General features: G+C 71.7%; 16 protein-coding genes and 1 riboswitch. Of the genes, 10 read left to right on the top strand and 6 right to left on the bottom strand.

Going from position 1 to position 16,946, the window contains the following annotated elements:
* Window positions 1-50 precede the first annotated feature (50 nt).
* From recO to ACIA8K_RS32345, 4 genes are all read left to right on the top strand, one after another.
* Window positions 51-812 carry a DNA repair protein RecO gene (gene recO, locus ACIA8K_RS32360; protein WP_396066166.1) on the top strand — a complete coding sequence of 254 codons (762 nt, stop codon included), beginning with the start codon at window positions 51-53 and terminating at the stop codon, window positions 810-812.
* A gap of 12 nt (window positions 813-824) precedes the next feature.
* Complete coding sequence (locus ACIA8K_RS32355) at window positions 825-1,655, top strand: isoprenyl transferase (RefSeq protein ID WP_396066164.1); 831 nt, start codon at window positions 825-827, stop codon at window positions 1,653-1,655.
* A gap of 110 nt (window positions 1,656-1,765) precedes the next feature.
* A complete protein-coding gene (locus ACIA8K_RS32350) occupies window positions 1,766-2,587 on the top strand; it encodes an SAM-dependent methyltransferase (protein WP_396066162.1) in 822 nt (273 codons plus the stop codon).
* Window positions 2,568-4,682 (top strand): putative bifunctional diguanylate cyclase/phosphodiesterase, encoded by a 2,115-nt coding sequence (locus tag ACIA8K_RS32345; protein WP_396066160.1) that lies wholly within the window; start codon window positions 2,568-2,570, stop codon window positions 4,680-4,682. Before ACIA8K_RS32350 ends, ACIA8K_RS32345 begins: the two co-directional genes overlap by 20 nt.
* A 266-nt stretch (window positions 4,683-4,948) precedes the next feature.
* On the opposite strand, the gene ACIA8K_RS32340 is transcribed toward ACIA8K_RS32345, so the two are convergent.
* The 5 genes from ACIA8K_RS32340 to ACIA8K_RS32320 all read right to left on the bottom strand — a co-directional run bounded on the left by ACIA8K_RS32340 (window position 4,949) and on the right by ACIA8K_RS32320 (window position 10,192).
* Window positions 4,949-5,476 (bottom strand): hypothetical protein, encoded by a 528-nt coding sequence (locus ACIA8K_RS32340; RefSeq protein WP_396066158.1) that lies wholly within the window; start codon window positions 5,474-5,476, stop codon window positions 4,949-4,951.
* Complete coding sequence (locus ACIA8K_RS32335) at window positions 5,476-7,185, bottom strand: PHP domain-containing protein (protein WP_396066156.1); 1,710 nt, start codon at window positions 7,183-7,185, stop codon at window positions 5,476-5,478. The genes ACIA8K_RS32340 and ACIA8K_RS32335 overlap by 1 nt, the downstream gene beginning before the upstream one ends.
* Before the next feature lie 105 nt (window positions 7,186-7,290).
* The gene (locus tag ACIA8K_RS32330) at window positions 7,291-8,088 is read right to left on the bottom strand and encodes an energy-coupling factor transporter transmembrane component T family protein (protein WP_396066154.1); all 798 of its coding nucleotides are present in this window, start codon (window positions 8,086-8,088) and stop codon (window positions 7,291-7,293) included.
* Window positions 8,085-9,605 (bottom strand): ABC transporter ATP-binding protein, encoded by a 1,521-nt coding sequence (locus tag ACIA8K_RS32325; RefSeq protein WP_396066152.1) that lies wholly within the window; start codon window positions 9,603-9,605, stop codon window positions 8,085-8,087. Before ACIA8K_RS32325 ends, ACIA8K_RS32330 begins: the two co-directional genes overlap by 4 nt.
* A 2-nt stretch (window positions 9,606-9,607) precedes the next feature.
* A complete protein-coding gene (locus ACIA8K_RS32320) occupies window positions 9,608-10,192 on the bottom strand; it encodes an ECF transporter S component (RefSeq protein ID WP_396066150.1) in 585 nt (194 codons plus the stop codon).
* A gap of 75 nt (window positions 10,193-10,267) precedes the next feature.
* Window positions 10,268-10,377: riboswitch (TPP riboswitch) on the bottom strand.
* A gap of 70 nt (window positions 10,378-10,447) precedes the next feature.
* Here ACIA8K_RS32320 and ACIA8K_RS32315 point away from each other — a divergent pair.
* The 6 genes from ACIA8K_RS32315 to ACIA8K_RS32290 are packed head-to-tail and all read left to right on the top strand — an operon-like array spanning window position 10,448 to window position 16,388.
* A complete protein-coding gene (locus ACIA8K_RS32315; RefSeq protein ID WP_396066148.1) occupies window positions 10,448-11,485 on the top strand; it encodes a permease in 1,038 nt (345 codons plus the stop codon).
* Window positions 11,482-12,213 carry a TIGR03943 family putative permease subunit gene (locus ACIA8K_RS32310; RefSeq protein ID WP_396066146.1) on the top strand — a complete coding sequence of 244 codons (732 nt, stop codon included), beginning with the start codon at window positions 11,482-11,484 and terminating at the stop codon, window positions 12,211-12,213. The genes ACIA8K_RS32315 and ACIA8K_RS32310 overlap by 4 nt, the downstream gene beginning before the upstream one ends.
* The gene (locus tag ACIA8K_RS32305) at window positions 12,174-13,007 is read left to right on the top strand and encodes an alpha/beta fold hydrolase (RefSeq protein ID WP_396066144.1); all 834 of its coding nucleotides are present in this window, start codon (window positions 12,174-12,176) and stop codon (window positions 13,005-13,007) included. Before ACIA8K_RS32310 ends, ACIA8K_RS32305 begins: the two co-directional genes overlap by 40 nt.
* The gene (locus tag ACIA8K_RS32300; protein ID WP_396066142.1) at window positions 13,004-13,795 is read left to right on the top strand and encodes an aminoglycoside N(3)-acetyltransferase; all 792 of its coding nucleotides are present in this window, start codon (window positions 13,004-13,006) and stop codon (window positions 13,793-13,795) included. The genes ACIA8K_RS32305 and ACIA8K_RS32300 overlap by 4 nt, the downstream gene beginning before the upstream one ends.
* 56 nt (window positions 13,796-13,851) lie before the next feature.
* Window positions 13,852-14,394 carry a DUF6328 family protein gene (locus ACIA8K_RS32295; protein WP_396066140.1) on the top strand — a complete coding sequence of 181 codons (543 nt, stop codon included), beginning with the start codon at window positions 13,852-13,854 and terminating at the stop codon, window positions 14,392-14,394.
* A gap of 59 nt (window positions 14,395-14,453) precedes the next feature.
* Window positions 14,454-16,388 (top strand): acyl-CoA dehydrogenase family protein, encoded by a 1,935-nt coding sequence (locus ACIA8K_RS32290; RefSeq protein ID WP_396066138.1) that lies wholly within the window; start codon window positions 14,454-14,456, stop codon window positions 16,386-16,388.
* On the opposite strand, the gene ACIA8K_RS32285 is transcribed toward ACIA8K_RS32290, so the two are convergent.
* Complete coding sequence (locus tag ACIA8K_RS32285; protein WP_396066136.1) at window positions 16,366-16,941, bottom strand: hypothetical protein; 576 nt, start codon at window positions 16,939-16,941, stop codon at window positions 16,366-16,368. The two genes, ACIA8K_RS32290 and ACIA8K_RS32285, sit on opposite strands and share 23 nt — an antisense overlap.
* Window positions 16,942-16,946 lie beyond the last annotated feature (5 nt).

Here is a 16,946-nt window from a genome sequence, read left to right as displayed (position 1 = left end):
CTCTCGCTCCGGCCCGCACCCCGGCCCGGGCTCTGGGGCAGAATGGGAGCGTGGCACGCATACCCAGGCAGTTGTACCGCGACGACGGACTCGTGTTGCGCGTGCAGAAGCTCGGGGAGTCGGACCGGATCATCACGGTGCTGACCCGGCGGTTCGGGCGGCTGCGCGCGGTGGCCCGCGGTGTGCGGCGTACCAACTCCCGGTTCGGTGCGCGGCTGGAGCCGTTCGGCCACGTCGACCTGCAGCTGTCCGGCGACCCGAAGGACCAGGGCGGCGGGCTGCACACGGTCAGCCAGGTCGAGGCCGTCGAGCTGTACGGCAAACGATTCCTCACCGACTACCCGCGCTACACGGCCGCGTGCGCGGTGGCGGAGACCGCGGAACGGCTGACGCCTGTCGAGCGCGAGCCGTCGCTGCGCATGTTCCAGCTCACGCTCGGCGCGGTCCGGGCGCTGTCCGCGGCCGAGCACGCCGCCACGCTGGTCCTGGACGCGTACCTGCTTCGTGGCATGGGCATCGCGGGCTGGGCGCCGGCGCTTACCGACTGCGCGGTCTGCGGCGATCCGGGCCCGCACCGCGCGTTCTCCATCCCGGCCGGCGGCAGCGTCTGCCCGGACTGCCGGCCGCCCGGCGCCGCTCACCCGGCCCCGGCGACGCTTGAGCTGATGAGCGCGCTCGCCAAGGGCGACTGGACGATCGCGGACAATGCGGAGCCGCCGCTGCAACGCGAGGCCAGCGGCCTGGTGGCGGCGCATCTGCAGTGGCACCTGGAGCGCGGGTTACGCTCCCTGCCGCTGGTCGACCGTACCTAGTTAGGAAAACGCATGCGTGCCCTCAATCTGCGCGGCAGTGCACAGGAGTTCCGCCCGCCCACGCCGCACCCGTCCGGCGCGCGGCCGCCGGCGCTCCCGGCCGAGTCGCTGCCGAAGCACGTGGCGATCGTGATGGACGGCAACGGCCGGTGGGCCAAGGACCGCGGCCTGGCCCGGACCAAGGGACACGAGGCGGGCGAGCACTCGCTCTTCGACACCATCGAGGGCGCGATCGAGCTGGGTGTGCCGTACCTGTCGGCGTACGCGTTCTCCACCGAGAACTGGCGTCGCTCGCCGGAGGAGGTGCGCTTCCTGATGGGCTTCAACCGGGACGTGATCCACCGGCGCCGGGACGAGCTGGCCGCGATGGGCGTACGGATCGTCTGGTCCGGCCGTGCGGGCCGGCTGTGGAAGAGCGTCATCGGCGAGTTGACCACGGCCGAGGAGATGTCGCAGAAGAACACCAAGCTGACGCTGCAGTTCTGCGTGAACTACGGCGGCCAGGCGGAGATCGCTGACGCGGCGCAGGCGATCGCGCGGGACGTGGCGGCCGGCAAGGTCAAGCCGGAGAAGGTCAACGAGAAGCTGATCGCGAAGTACCTCTACCACCCGGAGATCCCGGAGGTGGACCTGTTCCTGCGCCCCTCCGGTGAGCAGCGCATCTCCAACTTCCTGCTCTGGCAGTCCGCGTACGCCGAGATGGTCTACCTGGACACGCTCTGGCCCGATTTCGACCGCCGCCACCTCTGGTACGCCTGCGAGCTCTACGCCCAGCGGGACCGCCGTTTCGGTGGCGCGCTGCCGAACCCGGTGCCGCCGCCCAAACCCGACGAGAATGACTGACGACTCAGTTCATTTGTGCGCCATCCGAAACCGGGACCCGTGATACACCCTCCCCTGTGGACGCCGCCTATGCTGGCGCGAACCGATTTCCGCGAAGGAAAGGTTCTCCCATGGAAGGTGCGGAGCGCCCCGTCTGGGCGCCGGACGAGGTCGACCTGACCAAGCCCAGCGTCGCGCGCGTCTACGACTACTACCTTGGTGGATCGCACAACTTCGCGGTGGACCGGGCGTTCGCGGCCACGGTCCTGGAGGCCATGCCGGACCTGCCCCGGCACGCCCAGGAGAATCGCGCGTTCCTGCGCCGTGCGGTGCGGGCGCTGGTGGCCGAGGGCATCGACCAGTTCGTCGACCTCGGCTCCGGCATCCCCACTGTCGGAAACGTGCACGAGGTGGCGCAGGCGCTCAACCCGGACGCCCGGATCGCGTACGTGGACTGGGACCCGGTGGCGCTCGCGCACAGCCGCGCGATCCTGGCCGGCAACCCGAACGCCACTGTGGTCGCCGGTGACCTGCGCAAGCCCGCGGAGCTGCTTGCCGAACCGGCGCTTGCCGCGGCCGTCGACCTGGCCCGCCCGTTCGCGATCCTGCTCGTCTCCGTGCTCCACTTCGTGCCGGACGACGACAAGCCGGAGGAGATCGTGGCGACGCTTGCCGACAGCGCGCCGCCCGGCAGCTACCTGGTGATCTCGCACGCCAGCAACGACAGGTCCGGCCAGCCGGACCAGGCGGGCAAGGCCGAGGCGCTCTACAACAGGACGACCAGCCCGTTCCGCATGCGCGACCGCACCGAGATAGCCGCGCTCTTCGGCGGCCTGGAGCTGGTCGAGCCCGGCGTGGTCCAGATGCCGCTGTGGCGTCCGGACTCGCCCGAGGACGTCGCGCCGGACGCCACCACCTACCCGGGGTTTGCGGGTGTCGCCCGAATCAGCTGAGCCCCTCGCGGACGTGATCGCCCGCGCGTGGGCTCGGGCGATCAGCCGCACCAGTTACGTGTCCATGGCGCATCATGAGCTTGTCGGCTACCTGACCGGCCAGGCCAAGCGCCTCGTCGGCGTGCTCGAAGCCGAGGAGGACGACCGGCTCACGCCGTACGGCATCGGCGCCGCGCTTGTCGCCGACCACTTCACCGAGCCCGCCTCGCTCGACCGCACGCTCGCGGTGCTCGGCGAGGAGCTGGCGGTGCTCGGCCGTCCCGACCGGCTCGCCGCGCTGCAGGGCGCGATCGCGGCCGGGTTCGCCGGCGCGCTCAAGGAACGCACGCTCGCGGAGCAGGAGAGCATCCGGAACGCGGCCTTCACCGCGCGGTCCGCCGCGGAGAAGGCACGCTGGACCAGCGAGGCGCGGTTCCGGGCGATCTTCGCGGAGGCGGTGATCGGCATCGGGGTCGCGGAGCTGGACGGCTCGATAATCGACGTGAACACCGCGATCTGCGAGATGTTCGGCTACACGCGCGACGAGTTCCTGCGGCAGAACGTCGGCACGTTCATCCATCCCGAGGACGCGCCGGGGGTGTGGGACACGTACAACGATCTGATCGAGGGCCGGCGGGACCACTTCCGGCTGGAGAAGCCCTACTCGCGCAACGACGGCGACAGCATCTGGACCGACCTGGTGGTGTCGCTGGTCCGCGCGCACGACGGCACACCCCGGTTCGTGGTCGCGATGGTGGAGGACATCACCGACCGGCACCGGCTGCGCCTGCAGCTCGAACACCAGGCGCTTCACGATCCGCTGACCGACCTGCCGAACCGGACGATGCTGTTCCAGCGGCTTGAGGAGGCGCTTGCCGATCCGCAGCCACACGGCCGGGTCGGCCTCTGCTACCTGGACCTGGACGGCTTCAAGGCGATCAACGACACGCTCGGCCACGCGGCCGGTGACCAGCTGCTGCGCACTGTCGCGAGCCGGCTGGCCGCCGCGGTCTCCGGCGGCGCCGCAAAGGGCACGCTCGTCGCGCGGATGGGCGGTGACGAGTTCGTGGTGCTGGTACCGCGCTCGTCCGGCACCGCGGAGCTGGTAAGCGTCGCGGAGGCTGCGCTCGCCGCGGTGCGCCGCCCGGTCACGCTTGACGGGCGCTCGCTTACCGTCTCCGCAAGCGCCGGGCTGATCGAGCGCCCGGCCGGCGGCGACACCAGCGCGGCCGAGCTGATGAAGGCCGCGGACACCACGCTCTACTGGGCGAAGTCGGACGGGCGGGACCGGTGGGCGTTCTTCGACGCGGGCCGCTACGCCGCAGACGTCAGCCGCTACCGGCTCTCCGCCGAGCTGCCGCGCGCGCTCGCCCAGAACGAGTTCTTCGTGGAGTACCAGCCGCTGGTCCGGGTCGGCGACGATGGCCTGGCCGGGGTGGAGGCGCTGGTCCGCTGGCAGCACCCGGAACTCGGACTGCTCGGCCCGGACCGCTTCGTGCCGCTGGCCGAGGAGACCGGCGTGATCGTGCCGCTCGGCCGCTGGGTGCTGCACGAGGCCTGCCGCCAGGCCGCCCGCTGGCGCGCCAGCCACCCGGAGAAAGCGCTGCTGGTAAGCGTTAACGTGGCCGTCCGCCAGCTGCGCGAGCCCGGCTTCGTGGCGGACGTCCGGGAGGCGCTCGCCGCGTCCGAGCTGGAGCCCACGTCGCTGCAGCTGGAGCTGACCGAGAGCACGCTGATGGGCACCACCGGGGAACCGCTGCGCCGGTTGCGTACCCTCGCGGATCTGGGTGTGCGAATCGCCATCGACGACTTCGGCACCGGCTACTCGAATCTCGCCTACCTGCGAAACCTGCCGGTCACCGGCCTGAAGCTGGCCGGCACGTTCGTCACCGGCAAGACCCGCGCCGACCTGCCGGACCGCGTCGACCGGGAGATCCTTGCCGCGCTGGTCCGCCTCGCGCACGCGCTCGACCTGACAGTCACCGCCGAGGGCGTCGAGACGGCCGAGCAGGCCGCGTTGCTCCGCTCCCTGGACTGCGACCTGGTCCAGGGCTGGCATTACGCCCGCGCGGAGCCCCCGGAGGCGTTCAGTGCCCGCCTGGCGGCGAACATCTAGATCGCTGTCCCGCTCCCGCCGTGGTCCGGCCCCGCGAGCTCCCGCGGCCTCGGGTCCGTGGGTGGCGGGAAAACCGGCCCGTGGTGATTTCGCCATTGACGGGTGTCATGGCACGATCCCTGGCCATGGGAGCACTGAAAGCCTCGCACGTCATCGTCCTGCTGCTCTGCGTGGTGGGAAGCCTCGGCATCGCCGGAGTCGCCACCCTGATCGCCCGCCGGAGGTAGCGCGCCGGGCGGCGCCGGAAGACGCCGCCCGGCCACACGTCAGTGATCCGCGCAGCAGGGGGTCGGGTTCGGCACCTCGAACGGGGCGAAACGGCCGCCGACCACCGGGACCAGCACCAACTCCAGCTTCCCGGACCTGATCAAGGGCCGGACGAAGTCGCGCGTCTCGATCCGCGCGTCCGGCTCGGCATCGGCGCCGCCGAGGACCGCGACCCGCTCGATCGCGCTGTGCTCAAGGATCTCGGCCGCGGTGAGCGTGCCGGTGAGCGTCTCCACGCCGGGGAAGATCACCGCACGCCCGGACACCCGGTTCCGGTGCCGGGCGGCGGCCTCGTCGGCCGCCACCCGGAACGCCGGGTCCATCTCGGGCAGCTCTCCACCCGTACCCGCGGAGGGGTCTGGAATGTCGAAGCTCATGGCCACGTGCGGGTACGGGGCCTGCACGTTGTGCGTGCACACCACAAGGCCGGGAACGTCGCGCAGGCCCGGCAGACGGTCGGTGAGCCAGTGCTCGGCCGCCTGATCCGTGGCGTGGCCGAGGCTCAGCCCGAGATGGACGGCGGACATCAGGAGGGCAGGACCCAGATCGGGTTCGCGTAGAACCACAGGTCGAGCCACGGGTCCGCGTCGCCGACCACGTCGAGCTTCGGGCCGGTCGGGTCGACCGCGGCGCCGTAGATGCCGGGCTGCGAGAAGTGACCGTCCGTGCCGCGCACCCGGAAGTAGAACGGCGCGGTGACCCTGCCGAACGAGTAGGTGAAGGAGACCGAGGTCTTCCCCTTGGCGACCTCGAACGACTTCACCACCTTCGTGCCGGGCGCGGTGAACACGTCCCGGTCCGAGGCCGCGCCGGTGACCGCGCCCTGGATCAGGTCGACGCGGGCCAGCACCGGGAGCAGCTGCGCCCAGTTCGGCTTGTCGGCCAGCTCGATCTCGATGGTGACCTCGACGGCGGTGCCCTTGCGGACCTTCAGCACACCGCCAAGCGGGGTGCCGCCCTTGCGGTTGCGGTCGCCCTGCACCCGCGCGCGTACGTCCAGCGACTTGATCAGGCCGCCGTGGTCCACCCAGACCCGGCCGGCGCGCAGCGCGTCCATCACGTGGCGGTAGTCGTTGCCGGCCGCGCCGACGTGGGTCTTGCTGTAGAAGCCCGGCCAGAAGTCGCCGTTCGCCACGTCAAGCGTGCCGCCGTGCTCCGGGTCGTTGTAGCGGCCGTTCGCGTTGAAGTCGCTGTTCGCGCCGCGGACCGAGGTGTCCCAGAGGACGTTGTGCGAGTCCGAGTTCGCGGTGATCCACCACGGCTTGCCCTCGGAGAGCAGGCTGTCCCAGAGGCCGCCGACCGTGGACGTCATCCAGTCGAAGCCGCCCCAGGTGCGGTAGCTCTCCAGCGGGTACGCCGCGAACGAGTCCGCCCCCGGGCTGCTGTCGTAGTAGCCGCGGCCACTGCCCGGGCCGTACTTGGTGGCCGGGATGCCCGCCGCCTGGTGACCTGGTGCACCCTCGAAGCCGAGCGCGATGTCCGGCTGCGCGTCCCGCCAGCCGCGGATCTCGTGCGGTGAGTCCAGACCCTTGCGGGCCGGGTGGTTCGCGAAGAACATCGCGTCGCTGACCCGGCGGTTCTTCTTCGCGGCCGCCAGGAAGTTGAGGCCGGCGATGGCGAGCGCCTCGTTCGCGGCCGACTGCGAGGACGCGCCCTTGACGCTGCCGTCGTAGTTGGTCTCGAACTCCTTGAGCACCTCCACCTCCTTCTTACCGGGGTGGACGATGATCGTGCCGTGCTCGGCGGCCGGGATGTTCCACTCCAGGCCCTGGAAGACAAGCGCCTCCGGGAACTGCTCGCGCGCCTTCACGATGTCCGGGTTGACCTTCTCGACACCGATCTTGGCGTGCGTGGCGCCGCCGTGATCCGTGATGACCAGCCAGTCCAGGCCGTACGCCACACCGTGCTGCACGTGGTCCGCGACCCGGTACTTGCCGTCGCTCGAGTGCTGGGTGTGGATGTGATGATCGCCGGCGCGCCAGGTGAAGTCGCCGGTCTTCGTGGAGGCGCTGTGCGCGACCGCGAGGTCCGCCGTGCCGAACACGCCGGCGGCGGTGCCCGCGCCGGTCAGGCCGGCCGCGGCGCCGAGCAGGCCCGCGCTGCGCAGGAAGCCGCGGCGGCTCACATCGGCGGGGGAGAGCTCGCTGTCCGGGATGGACAGGTCGAGCGCATCAGGCGTCGAGGCGCCGTCGTGGTCATGACCGTGATCGTGATCGTGCGGGTGGCCGTGGCCCATGGGTCCCTCACTTCTGTTCGCGATGATCCAGCGGTCACGCTCGTCTTCCACGGCGAACATAAGGTGACGTGTCGTGGGCACCTACGCGAACATGCGGACGGATCTTCAGAAGATCGGGCGGAAAGCGCCGGTCAGGGCACTGATGGCCAGCGCACCGGCACTCAGTGCGGCCGCGGCGAGCAGCAGCGCGGCGTCCCGGCGGCCGAACGTCTGACGGCGCGCGACAGTCCGCGGCGTCCGTGAGTCGAAGCCGCGCGCGTCCATCGCTGTCGCCAGCCGTACCCCGCGCCTGATCGCGCCCACGAGCAGCGCGAACGCGGTCGACGCGAAGATCCGGACGGCCGCCGCCGGGTTGCGGCCCGCGTCCACGCCACGTGCCCGGCGGGCCGCGGCAAGCGTCCGCCACTCGTCCGTGAGCAGCGGCACCAGCCGGAACGCGGCCAGCGCGCCGATCGCGAACCGCGGCGAGAACCGGGCGTTCTGGATCAGCGCGTCCGCCAGGTCGGTCGGGTCCGTGGTGGCCAGCACGATCAGGCCGGGCAGCGCGACCGCGACCACGCGTAGCGACAGGCCGAGCGCGGTCAGCAGCACGCCCGTGGTGAGCGTGACCGGGCCGGCCGCAAGCAGCACCGTGCCGGACCTGTCCGCCGCGAACAGCAGCACCGTCACCAGCAGCCCGGCGATGCTGAGCAGCAGCGGCGCGGCCCGGCGCAGCAGCAGCAGCGGGTGCACGCCGAAGAGCGGCAGCACCGCCAGCTCCACAGCGATCGCCACGGCCGGCGCGACCGGGTCCAGCGTCACGATCAGCGGCAGCGAGAAGAGCAGCGCGGCCCCGAGCTTCGCGGCGGGATTCCGCCGGGCCAGCGCGCCACGCCAGCCGTTGGCCGTCGGCACCGCGGTCATCGGCCGGCCTCCGTCGCCGTAGCCTCGCCCGTGGGCGTGCTGTTCTCGCCCGTGGGCGTCGTGCTTCCGGCGGTGGGCGTGCTGTTCGGGGTGGTGGGCGTCGTGCTTCCGGCGGTGGGCGTGCTGCTCGGGGCGGCCAAGGTGGTGATCTCGTCGGCAAGCGAGGCCACGAAGTCGGGGTCGTGGGTGACCGCGACGATCGCGGCCCCGTCCTGATCGCGAAGCGCGGCCAGCAGGTCGACCAGCTCGATCCAGGTGCGCCGGTCCTGGCCGAACGTGGGCTCGTCAAGCACAAGCACGCCCGGACTCGCGGCCAGCGCGGTCGCAACGCTCAGCCGCCGGGCCTCGCCACCGGAGAGCGTGAACGGATTCGCGCCGGCCAGCCGGGTCAGCCGCAACCGTTCCAGCAGGTCATCAACCACAAGATCAACCTCTGCGGGGGTACGCCTGAGGCGGCGCGGGCCGAGCGCCAGCTCCTCCCGGACCGTACCCATGACGAACTGGTGCTCCGGGTTCTGGAAGACCGACCCGATGCGGCCGGCGAGCGCGGCGGCCCGCCACCGGTGCGGCGGCCGGGACGCGTCCTTCCCGGCCAGCGCGGCCGAGGCGCGGACCGCGCCGGCGTCCGGGGTCAGCAGGCCGCCGAGCAGCCGGGCCAGCGTGGACTTCCCGGCGCCGTTCGGCCCGAGCACGGCGTGGACCTGCGCGGCGCGTACCCCAAGGCGGGTCGCGGCAAGTCGGTTGGTGAGCGCGACGCGCTCCGCGGAGAGCAGCACGTCGCCGGCCGCGCGGGCGGACCGCCGGGGCGCGACCTGACAGCCGGGGACCCAGATGCCCGCGTCGGCAAGCATGGCGCCGTGCTCCGCGAAGATCCGGTCCGGCGGGCCTTCCGCGAGCACGCCGCCACCGGGTGTGAGCACGACAACGCGGCCGACAAGCGGCAGCACCTCGGCGACCCGGTGCTCCACCATGATCAGCGCGGTGTCCGCGGGCAGCGCGCGGGCGAGCGAGTCACGGATCAGCGCGGCGCCGGCCGGATCCAGGTTCGCGGTCGGCTCGTCGAGCAGCAGCAGCCGGGGGCGCATCGCCAGCACGCCGGCCAACGCCAGCCGCTGCGCCTCGCCGCCGGAGAGCGCGGCGGTGGGCCGGTCGCGGCCGTAGGGGAAACCTGATCTCTCCAGCGCCTCGTCCACCCGGGGCCAGATCTGGTCCGCGGGCGTGCCGAGGTTCTCCAGGCCGAACGCCACGTCGTCGCCGCTGCGGCTCATCACCAGCTGCGACTGCGGGTCCTGGAAGAGGATGCCGCTCTCGTGCTCCGTCTTGATCTCGCCCTCGGACTCGCCGGAGTCGGCCGGAAGTAGCCCGGCCAAGGCGGCAAGCACAGTGGACTTGCCGGCGCCCGAGGCTCCGAGCAGCAGCACGCGCTCGCCGGCCTCGACGGTCAGGTCGAGGCCGCGTACGGCCCAGTCCCGCCGGCCGGCGAACCGCCACCCGAAACCCCGGACGTCGACGCGCATTTCTAGACCAGGGCCCGATCCCGGCCGGACGCGAAGCGGTCCAGCACGCCCGTGGACGCGAGCGCGCGGGTCAGCGCCCAGCCGCCGGCGCCCGCGATGACTGCGGCGCTGAGTGCGGTGATCACGATCATCGGGACCCGGAACGCCAGGAGGTCGTTCGCGGCGTACCAGGCGAACGTGTCCCACAGCCCGGCGGCGAGGCCCGCGAGCAGGCCGGCCAGCACCGCGACCGGAAGCCGGAAACTCCGGTAGGCGAACGCGAGGAAGACCAGCTCCGCGCCGAGACCCTGGACCAGGCCCTGCGGGATGACAGTGGTACCCCAGGCGTTGCCGAGAAGCGCGGAGATGATCGCGGCGAGCGTCTCCGCGTAGAGCGCGGCGCCCGGCTTGCGGATGATCAGGCCGGCCAGTACGCCCGGCAGCAGCCAGACGCCGTAGAGCACGGCCTGCGCCGGCGGGAAGAACGCGAAGGCGGCGCCGCTTGCGTTCCACAGCAGATTCCAGGCCCAGAAGACGACGCCGAAGGCGACGGCGATCACCGAGGCGACGACGATGTCGACGGTGCGCCACCGATTGGTTTGATTCATGACGGATTGCCCCCTGCACAGGATGGGGGAAGACGCGCGCCACGGGTCCGGTGGACGGACTCGTGGCGCGGCGATGAGGTTGTCAGACCGAACTCCCTGCGCTGGCATTACCCAGATCAGGTGGTTGAGGGTCTGCGGCTCGATGACCGCACTCTCAGCGCTGTGGCGCTCCCCTGTCGGATATGAAGTTGTATCGCGGACGCTACTACACGTCGTGATGACGGGACAGCGGGTGCGGCCGCTAGTGTGGTGCGCGTGACGCAGCAGATCCTCCCGGGCGACGAGATCGACTGGGCAGCGCCGCCGCCGAAGGACCCCGGACCGCCGCGGCGGAAGCCGTTCGGCGACCGGATCGGCTCGGTCGAGGTGCTCGCCGTCCTGCTCGTGCTCCTGGTGATCTTCCGAAATCCGATCGCCGGCCTGATCTCCGATCCGGCGCTGCAGACCTGGACCACTGTCTTCGTCTCCGTGATGGTCCAGGCCGTACCGTTCCTGGTCTTCGGCGTGCTGCTCTCCGCGGTCATCGCGGTCTTCGTGCCGCGCTCGTTCTGGGCGAAGGCGCTGCCCCGGCACCCGGCGCTCGCGGTCCCGGTCGCCAGCGTGGCCGGGGTGATCCTGCCCGGCTGCGAGTGCGGGTCCGTCCCGATCGCCGGGTCACTGATCCGCCGTGGCGTCACGCCGGCCGCCGCGCTCGCGTTCCTGCTTGCCGCGCCCGCGATCAACCCGATCGTGCTGGCCGCCACCGCTGTCGCGTTCCCGAACAACCCGGAGATGGTGGTGGCCCGCGCGGTCGCCAGCCTGATCGTCGCGATGCTGATGGGCTGGCTCTGGCTGCGGCTCGGCAAGACCGAGTGGATCAAGCTGCCGCACCGCCCCGACCTGGAGGGCGTGTCGAAGGCGCGCGCGTTCTGGGCCGCCGTCCGGCACGACATCACGCACGCCGGCGGCTTCCTGGTGGTCGGCGCGATGGCGGCCGCCACGATCAACGTGGTGGTGCCGGAGGCGTGGCTGCAGAGCCTTGCCGCGCAGCCGGTGCTCGCCGTGCTCGCGCTTGCCGTGCTCGCGGTGCTGCTCTCCATCTGCTCCGAGGCGGACGCGTTCGTGGCCGCGTCGCTCTCCCAGTTCTCGCTCACCGCGCGCCTGGCGTTCCTTGTGGTCGGCCCGATGGTCGACCTGAAGCTGATCTCGATGCAGGCAGGCATGTTCGGGCGGCGGTTCACCACCCGGTTCGCGCCCGCGACGTTCGTGGCGGCGGTCATCGTCGCATCGGGAGTCGGGCTGGTGCTGCTGTGAACCGTCAGGCCCAAGCGGTGATCATGCTGCTGTTCGGCGGCGCGATCCTCAAGGCGTCGATCGGCGACCTCTATCTCCGCTACGTCAAGGAAGGGCTGCGGCCGTTCCTGATCGTGGCCGCCCTGCTGCTGATCGCGGCCGCGGTGATGACGCTCTGGTACGACCTGCGCTCCCCCCGGGACACCGGCCACGACCACGGCGATCACGACCACGGCGATCATGCCCATCACGAGCCGCGGGTGGGCTGGCTGCTCGTGCTGCCGGTGCTCGGGCTGCTGCTTGTCACGCCGCCCGCGCTCGGTTCCTATGCGGCAGGTCAGTCCGGCACCGCGCTGGCCGGTGTGCAGTCCGACTCGGACTACCCGGCGCTGCCCGAGGGCGACCCGGTCACGGTCACCATGCTCGACTACGCGTCCCGGGCCGTCTTCGACGAGGGGAAGTCGCTGACCGGCAGGCGTCTGCGGGTGACCGGCTTCGTCACCCAGGGGCCGGACGGGAAGCCGATGCTGGCCCGCATGATCCTCAGCTGCTGCGCGGCGGACGGGCGGCCGATCAAGGTCGGGCTGAGCGGGAACGTGCCTGCGAACGTACCCTCGGACACCTGGATCGAGGTCACCGGCGGGTACACCGCGCAGACCACGAAGGATCCGGTCAACCAGGCCACCGTGCCGTACCTCGAGGTGGAGACATGGACGGAGATTCCGGCACCGAAGCAGCAGTACGAGTAGCGGCACGCGGGCTGACGTTCGATGTCTACCCCGGCGGGCCCGCCGAGGGAGAGCCGATCCTGCTGCTGCACGGCTTCCCGCAGCACAGTGCGGAGTGGGACCTGGTCGTGCCGCACCTGCACGCTGCGGGCATGCGCAGCTACGCGCTCGACCAGCGTGGATATTCACCCGGCGCGCGGCCGTCAGGTGCGGCCGCGTACACGATGACCGAGCTGGTCGCGGACGCGGTCGCGGTGCTCGACGCGCTCGGCCTGGACAGCGCGCACGTGGCCGGGCACGACTGGGGTGCGGCCGTCGCCTGGGCGCTTGCGGGGGAGCACCCCGGCCGGGTGCGGTCGCTCACCGCGGTCTCCGTGCCGCACCCGCGTGCCTTCGGCTGGGCGCTGCGCAACGACCGTGACCAGCGCCGGCGTTCCGCGTACTTCCTGCTCTTCCGTACCCGGTTCGTGGCCGAGGCGGTGCTGCGCGCGGGCGGTCTGCGGCGGATGCTGATCCGGAGACGGGCCGGCCTCTACGTGTCCCGCATGCGTGAGCCGGGCGCGCTGACCGCGGCGCTCAACTGGTACCGGGCGCCCGCCTCGCTCCGGACCGGCGACATCCAGGTGCCGACCACGCTGGTCTGGAGCGATGCCGACCCCGCGCTCGGCCGGGCCGGGGTGGAACGCACCAGCAGGTACGTCACGGCCGACTACCGGTTCACCGAGCTGACCGGCGTGGACCACTGGATCCCGGAGCGGGCGCCCGGGGAATTGGCCCGCGAGATCCTCCGGCGGGCCGATATCGTTCCCGGGTGAACGACAGCCTGCTGCCGCCGACCCGATCGTCGCTCGCGGCCGAGCTGGCCGCGCTCGGCGTCCGTACCGGCGGCGTCCTGTTGGTGCACGGCTCGCTTCGCGCACTCGGCTGGGTGTGCGGCGGCGCGGAGGCGGTGGTGCTTGCGCTTCGCGACGTGCTCGGCCCGGGCGGCACGCTCGTGGTGCCCACCCACACGCCGATCAACTCGGACCCGGCGCACTGGGTCAATCCGCCGGTGCCGGTCGAGTGGTGGCCTGTCATCCGCGCCGAGACGCCCGCGTTCGACCCGGCGCGTACGCCCAGCCGGTACATGGGCGCGATTGCGGAGCAGGTCCGCACGTGGCCAGGCGCGCGGCGCAGCGCTCACCCGCAGGTGTCGTTCGCGGCGCTCGGGCCACGGGCCGCCGAGATCACCGACGGGCACGGGCTCGGTGACGGGCTCGGTGAGGCGTCCCCGCTCGGCCGGCTCTACCGACTCGGTGCGGACGTGCTGATGCTCGGCACCGGCTGGGACACGTGCACCTCGCTCCACCTGGCCGAATACCGCTGGGCGGGCGCGCCCCGGCAGACCGAGGGCAGTGCGGTCCGCGGCCCGGACGGCGAGCAGACCTGGGCGACCTGGGAGGACGTGGCGTTTGACTCGTCCGACTTCGAACTGATCGGTGCCGATCTGCCCGATTTCGTGCCGGTGCATACCGGACCGGTCGGCGGCGGGACCGGCACGCTCGTCGCACAGCCCGCCGCGGTCGACTTCGCGGCACGCTGGCTGCCGCTCCACCGGGTTTGATCTTCGTCGGGCGCGGGCATCCAAACAGCTCTTGAACGAACGATGAAGGGCAGGCGATGGCACCGCACACCAAGGAGTCCGAGAAGCAGCGCTGGGACCGCAATTTCCAGGACCTGCTCCAGGAACTGCGGGTGGCGCAGACCGGCGTCCAGATCCTGTTCGCGTTCCTGCTGACACTGCCGTTCGCGGCCGGGTTCGGGCAGACCTCCCAGCTGCAGAAGGACGTCTACCTGGTCGCGCTGGTCTCCGCCGCGTTCGCCACCGCGATGATCATATCCCCGGTCGCATTCCATCGTGCACTGTTCCGCCAGGGCCGCAAGCCGGAGCTGGTCAAGTACGCGCACAAGATGGCCACCGGCGGGCTCGCATTCATGCTCGTCTCGATGGTCAGCTCGGTCTTCGTGATCACCGACTTCCTGCTCAACCTCACCTGGGCGATCATCCTGACCGTCGTGACCGGACTGTGGTTCACCACGTTCTGGGCGTTCCTGCCATGGGCGCGCCGCACCTGGGCGGATGACGACGACGAGGATGAGGACGGCGTGCCGGACAACGCCGAGTACGCGGAGCCGACGCGCCCGGACGCACGCCAGGAGTAGAGGCTAGTAACTTCAGGCGGAGGGTGCGGCGCACGACCGTACCGTGTCAGGGGTTGACCGTGACGACCACAGAGCGCAACACGCCCGCCGATGAAGGCGACGGCGTCACCGAGCGCCAGGCCCGCCGCGTGGCGGAAGCGGCCCGTGAGCAGAGCTGGGACCGGCCGAGCTTCGCCAAGGAGCTGTTCCTCGGCCGGTTCCGCCTCGACCTGATCGACCCCTGGCCGGACGACGATCCGGCCAGGGCCGGCGACGCCGCTGAGTTCCTCGGCCGGCTTGAGGCGTTCCTGCGCTCCGAGGTGGACGGCGAGCGCATCGAGCGTGAGGGCAGAATTCCGGACGAGGTGCTCCAGGGTCTCGCCGCGCTCGGCGCGTTCGGCATGAAGATCGATCGGCGGTACGGCGGGCTCGGCCTCTCCCACCTGCACTACTGCCGGGCGCTGACGCTTGTCGGATCAGTCAACCCGGCGCTCGGTGCGCTGCTCTCCGCGCACCAGTCGATCGGCGTACCCCAGCCGCTCAAGCTCTTCGGCACCGACGCGCAGAAGCGCGCGTTTTTGCCCCGGCTCGCGGCCGGCGAGATCTCCGCGTTCCTTCTCACCGAGCCGGACGAGGGCTCCGACCCGGCCCGGCTGCGCACCACCGCCACCCCGGTCGAGGGCGGCTACCGGCTCGACGGCCTCAAACTCTGGGCCACCAACGGCACGATCGCGTCGCTGCTCGTCGTGATGGCCCGGGTGCCGGACGCGGGGATCACCGCGTTCGTGGTCGAGGCAGACAGCGAGGGCGTCACTGTCGAGCGCCGCAACGAGTTCCTCGGCCTGCGCGGCCTGGAGAACAGCGTCACCCGCTTCCACGACGTCTTCGTGCCGGACCGCAACGTGGTCGGCGGCGTCGGCAAGGGCCTGAAGATCGCGCTGACCACGCTCAACACCGGTCGCCTCTCGCTGCCTGCGCTCTGCGTCGCCGCCGGCAAGTGGTCGCTTGCCGCCGCGCGTGAGTGGTCCGCCGCCCGCGTCCAGTGGGGACAGCCGATCGGCCGGCACGAGGCCGTCGCGAAGAAGCTGTCGTTCATCGCGGCCTCCACCTACGGCATCGAATCCATGCTGGAACTGTCCTGCCTGCTCGCCGATGAGGAACGCGGCGACATCCGGATCGAGGCCGCGCTCGCCAAGCTCTACGCCAGCGAACTGGCCTGGCAGATCGCTGACGAGTTGGTCCAGATCCGCGGCGGGCGCGGCTACGAGACCGCCGCGTCGCTGGCCGCCCGCGGCGAACGCCCGCTCGCCGCCGAACAACAACTGCGCGACCTGCGGATCAACCGCATCTTCGAGGGCTCCACCGAGATCATGCACCTGCTGATCGCGCGCGAGGCCGTCGACGCGCACCTGGAGGTGGCCGGCGACATCATCGACCCGGAGGTCGGCCTCACCGGCAAGGCGCGGGCCGGCGCCCGGGCCGGTGCGTTCTACGCCAAGTGGCTGCCCACGCTTGCCGTCGGCAAAGGCCAGAACCCCGGCGGGTACGCCGACTTCGGGCATCTCGCCACCCACCTGCGGTACGTCGAGCGCTGCTCGCGGAAGCTGGCCCGGTCCACGTTCTGGGCGATGGGCCGCTGGCAGGGAAAACTGGAGCGCAAGCAGGCGTTCCTGGCCCGGGTCGTGGACATCGGCGCGGAGCTGTTCGCCATCTCCGCCGCCTGCGTGCGGGCGCGCGCCGAGGCCGGTGCCCACCCCGAGGTCATCGAGCTCGCCGACCTGTTCAGCCGCCAGGCACGGCTCCGGGCGGACGCGCTCTTCGCAGCCCTCTGGGAGAACACCGACTCGGTCGACAACGCGGCCGCCCGGCGCATCCTGGCCGGCCGATACGCGTTCCTGGAGCGCGGCATCGTGCCGCCGGGCGGAACGGGGGAGTGGGTGGCGCCCTGGAAACCCGGCCCGGCGGCCGTTCCGGACGTGCGCCGCCGCGTCCCTACTTCAGACCAAGCGACCTGAGCTCAAGCGCGGCGAGCGCGTCAAGCGTCTTCTCGTCGCCCCGCCGCCAGGCACCGGCCACGTCCGGGTCCAACTTCGCCAGCCGGCGCACCGGCTGGCCGGTCAGCGCGCGCAGCGCCAGCAGGTCCCGCCCGGCGATCGACCCGCGCGCGGACGCGGCCGAGCCGGCCCGGCGGATCCACCGGACCCGCAGCGGCAGCCAGACCAGCAGCACCAGCGCGATCGGCCCCGCGACAAGCGCCAGCGGCAGCGCCCAGGACAGGTCCGCAACCAGGTCCTGCTGGTCCCGGCCCGCGTTCGCAAGCCCCTGTGCTGCCTCCGCGGCGCGGGCGAACGGCGCGGTCAGCTCGTCGCCGGCGATCGGCACCCGGCCCACCTTGTCGCCCGCGTCCGTGAGGTTGTCGGCGAGGCCCTGGCCCGCGCCCTCCATCTTCTGACCGGGGACCGCGAGCTTCTCGATCAGGTCCCGCAGCCACAGCCCCGCCTTGATCCAGCCGTAGACCCAGGCGACCACGAGCAGGTCGGTGACGACCTGCCGGACAAACGCAGGCATGCGAT

Origin of the sequence: Catenuloplanes sp. NPDC051500 (genome assembly GCF_044454585.1) — a bacterium.
Classification (GTDB): domain Bacteria; phylum Actinomycetota; class Actinomycetes; order Mycobacteriales; family Micromonosporaceae; genus Catenuloplanes.
Note: the sequence above shows the minus strand (reverse complement) of the source record. Positions and strands in the feature narration are given on the sequence as shown.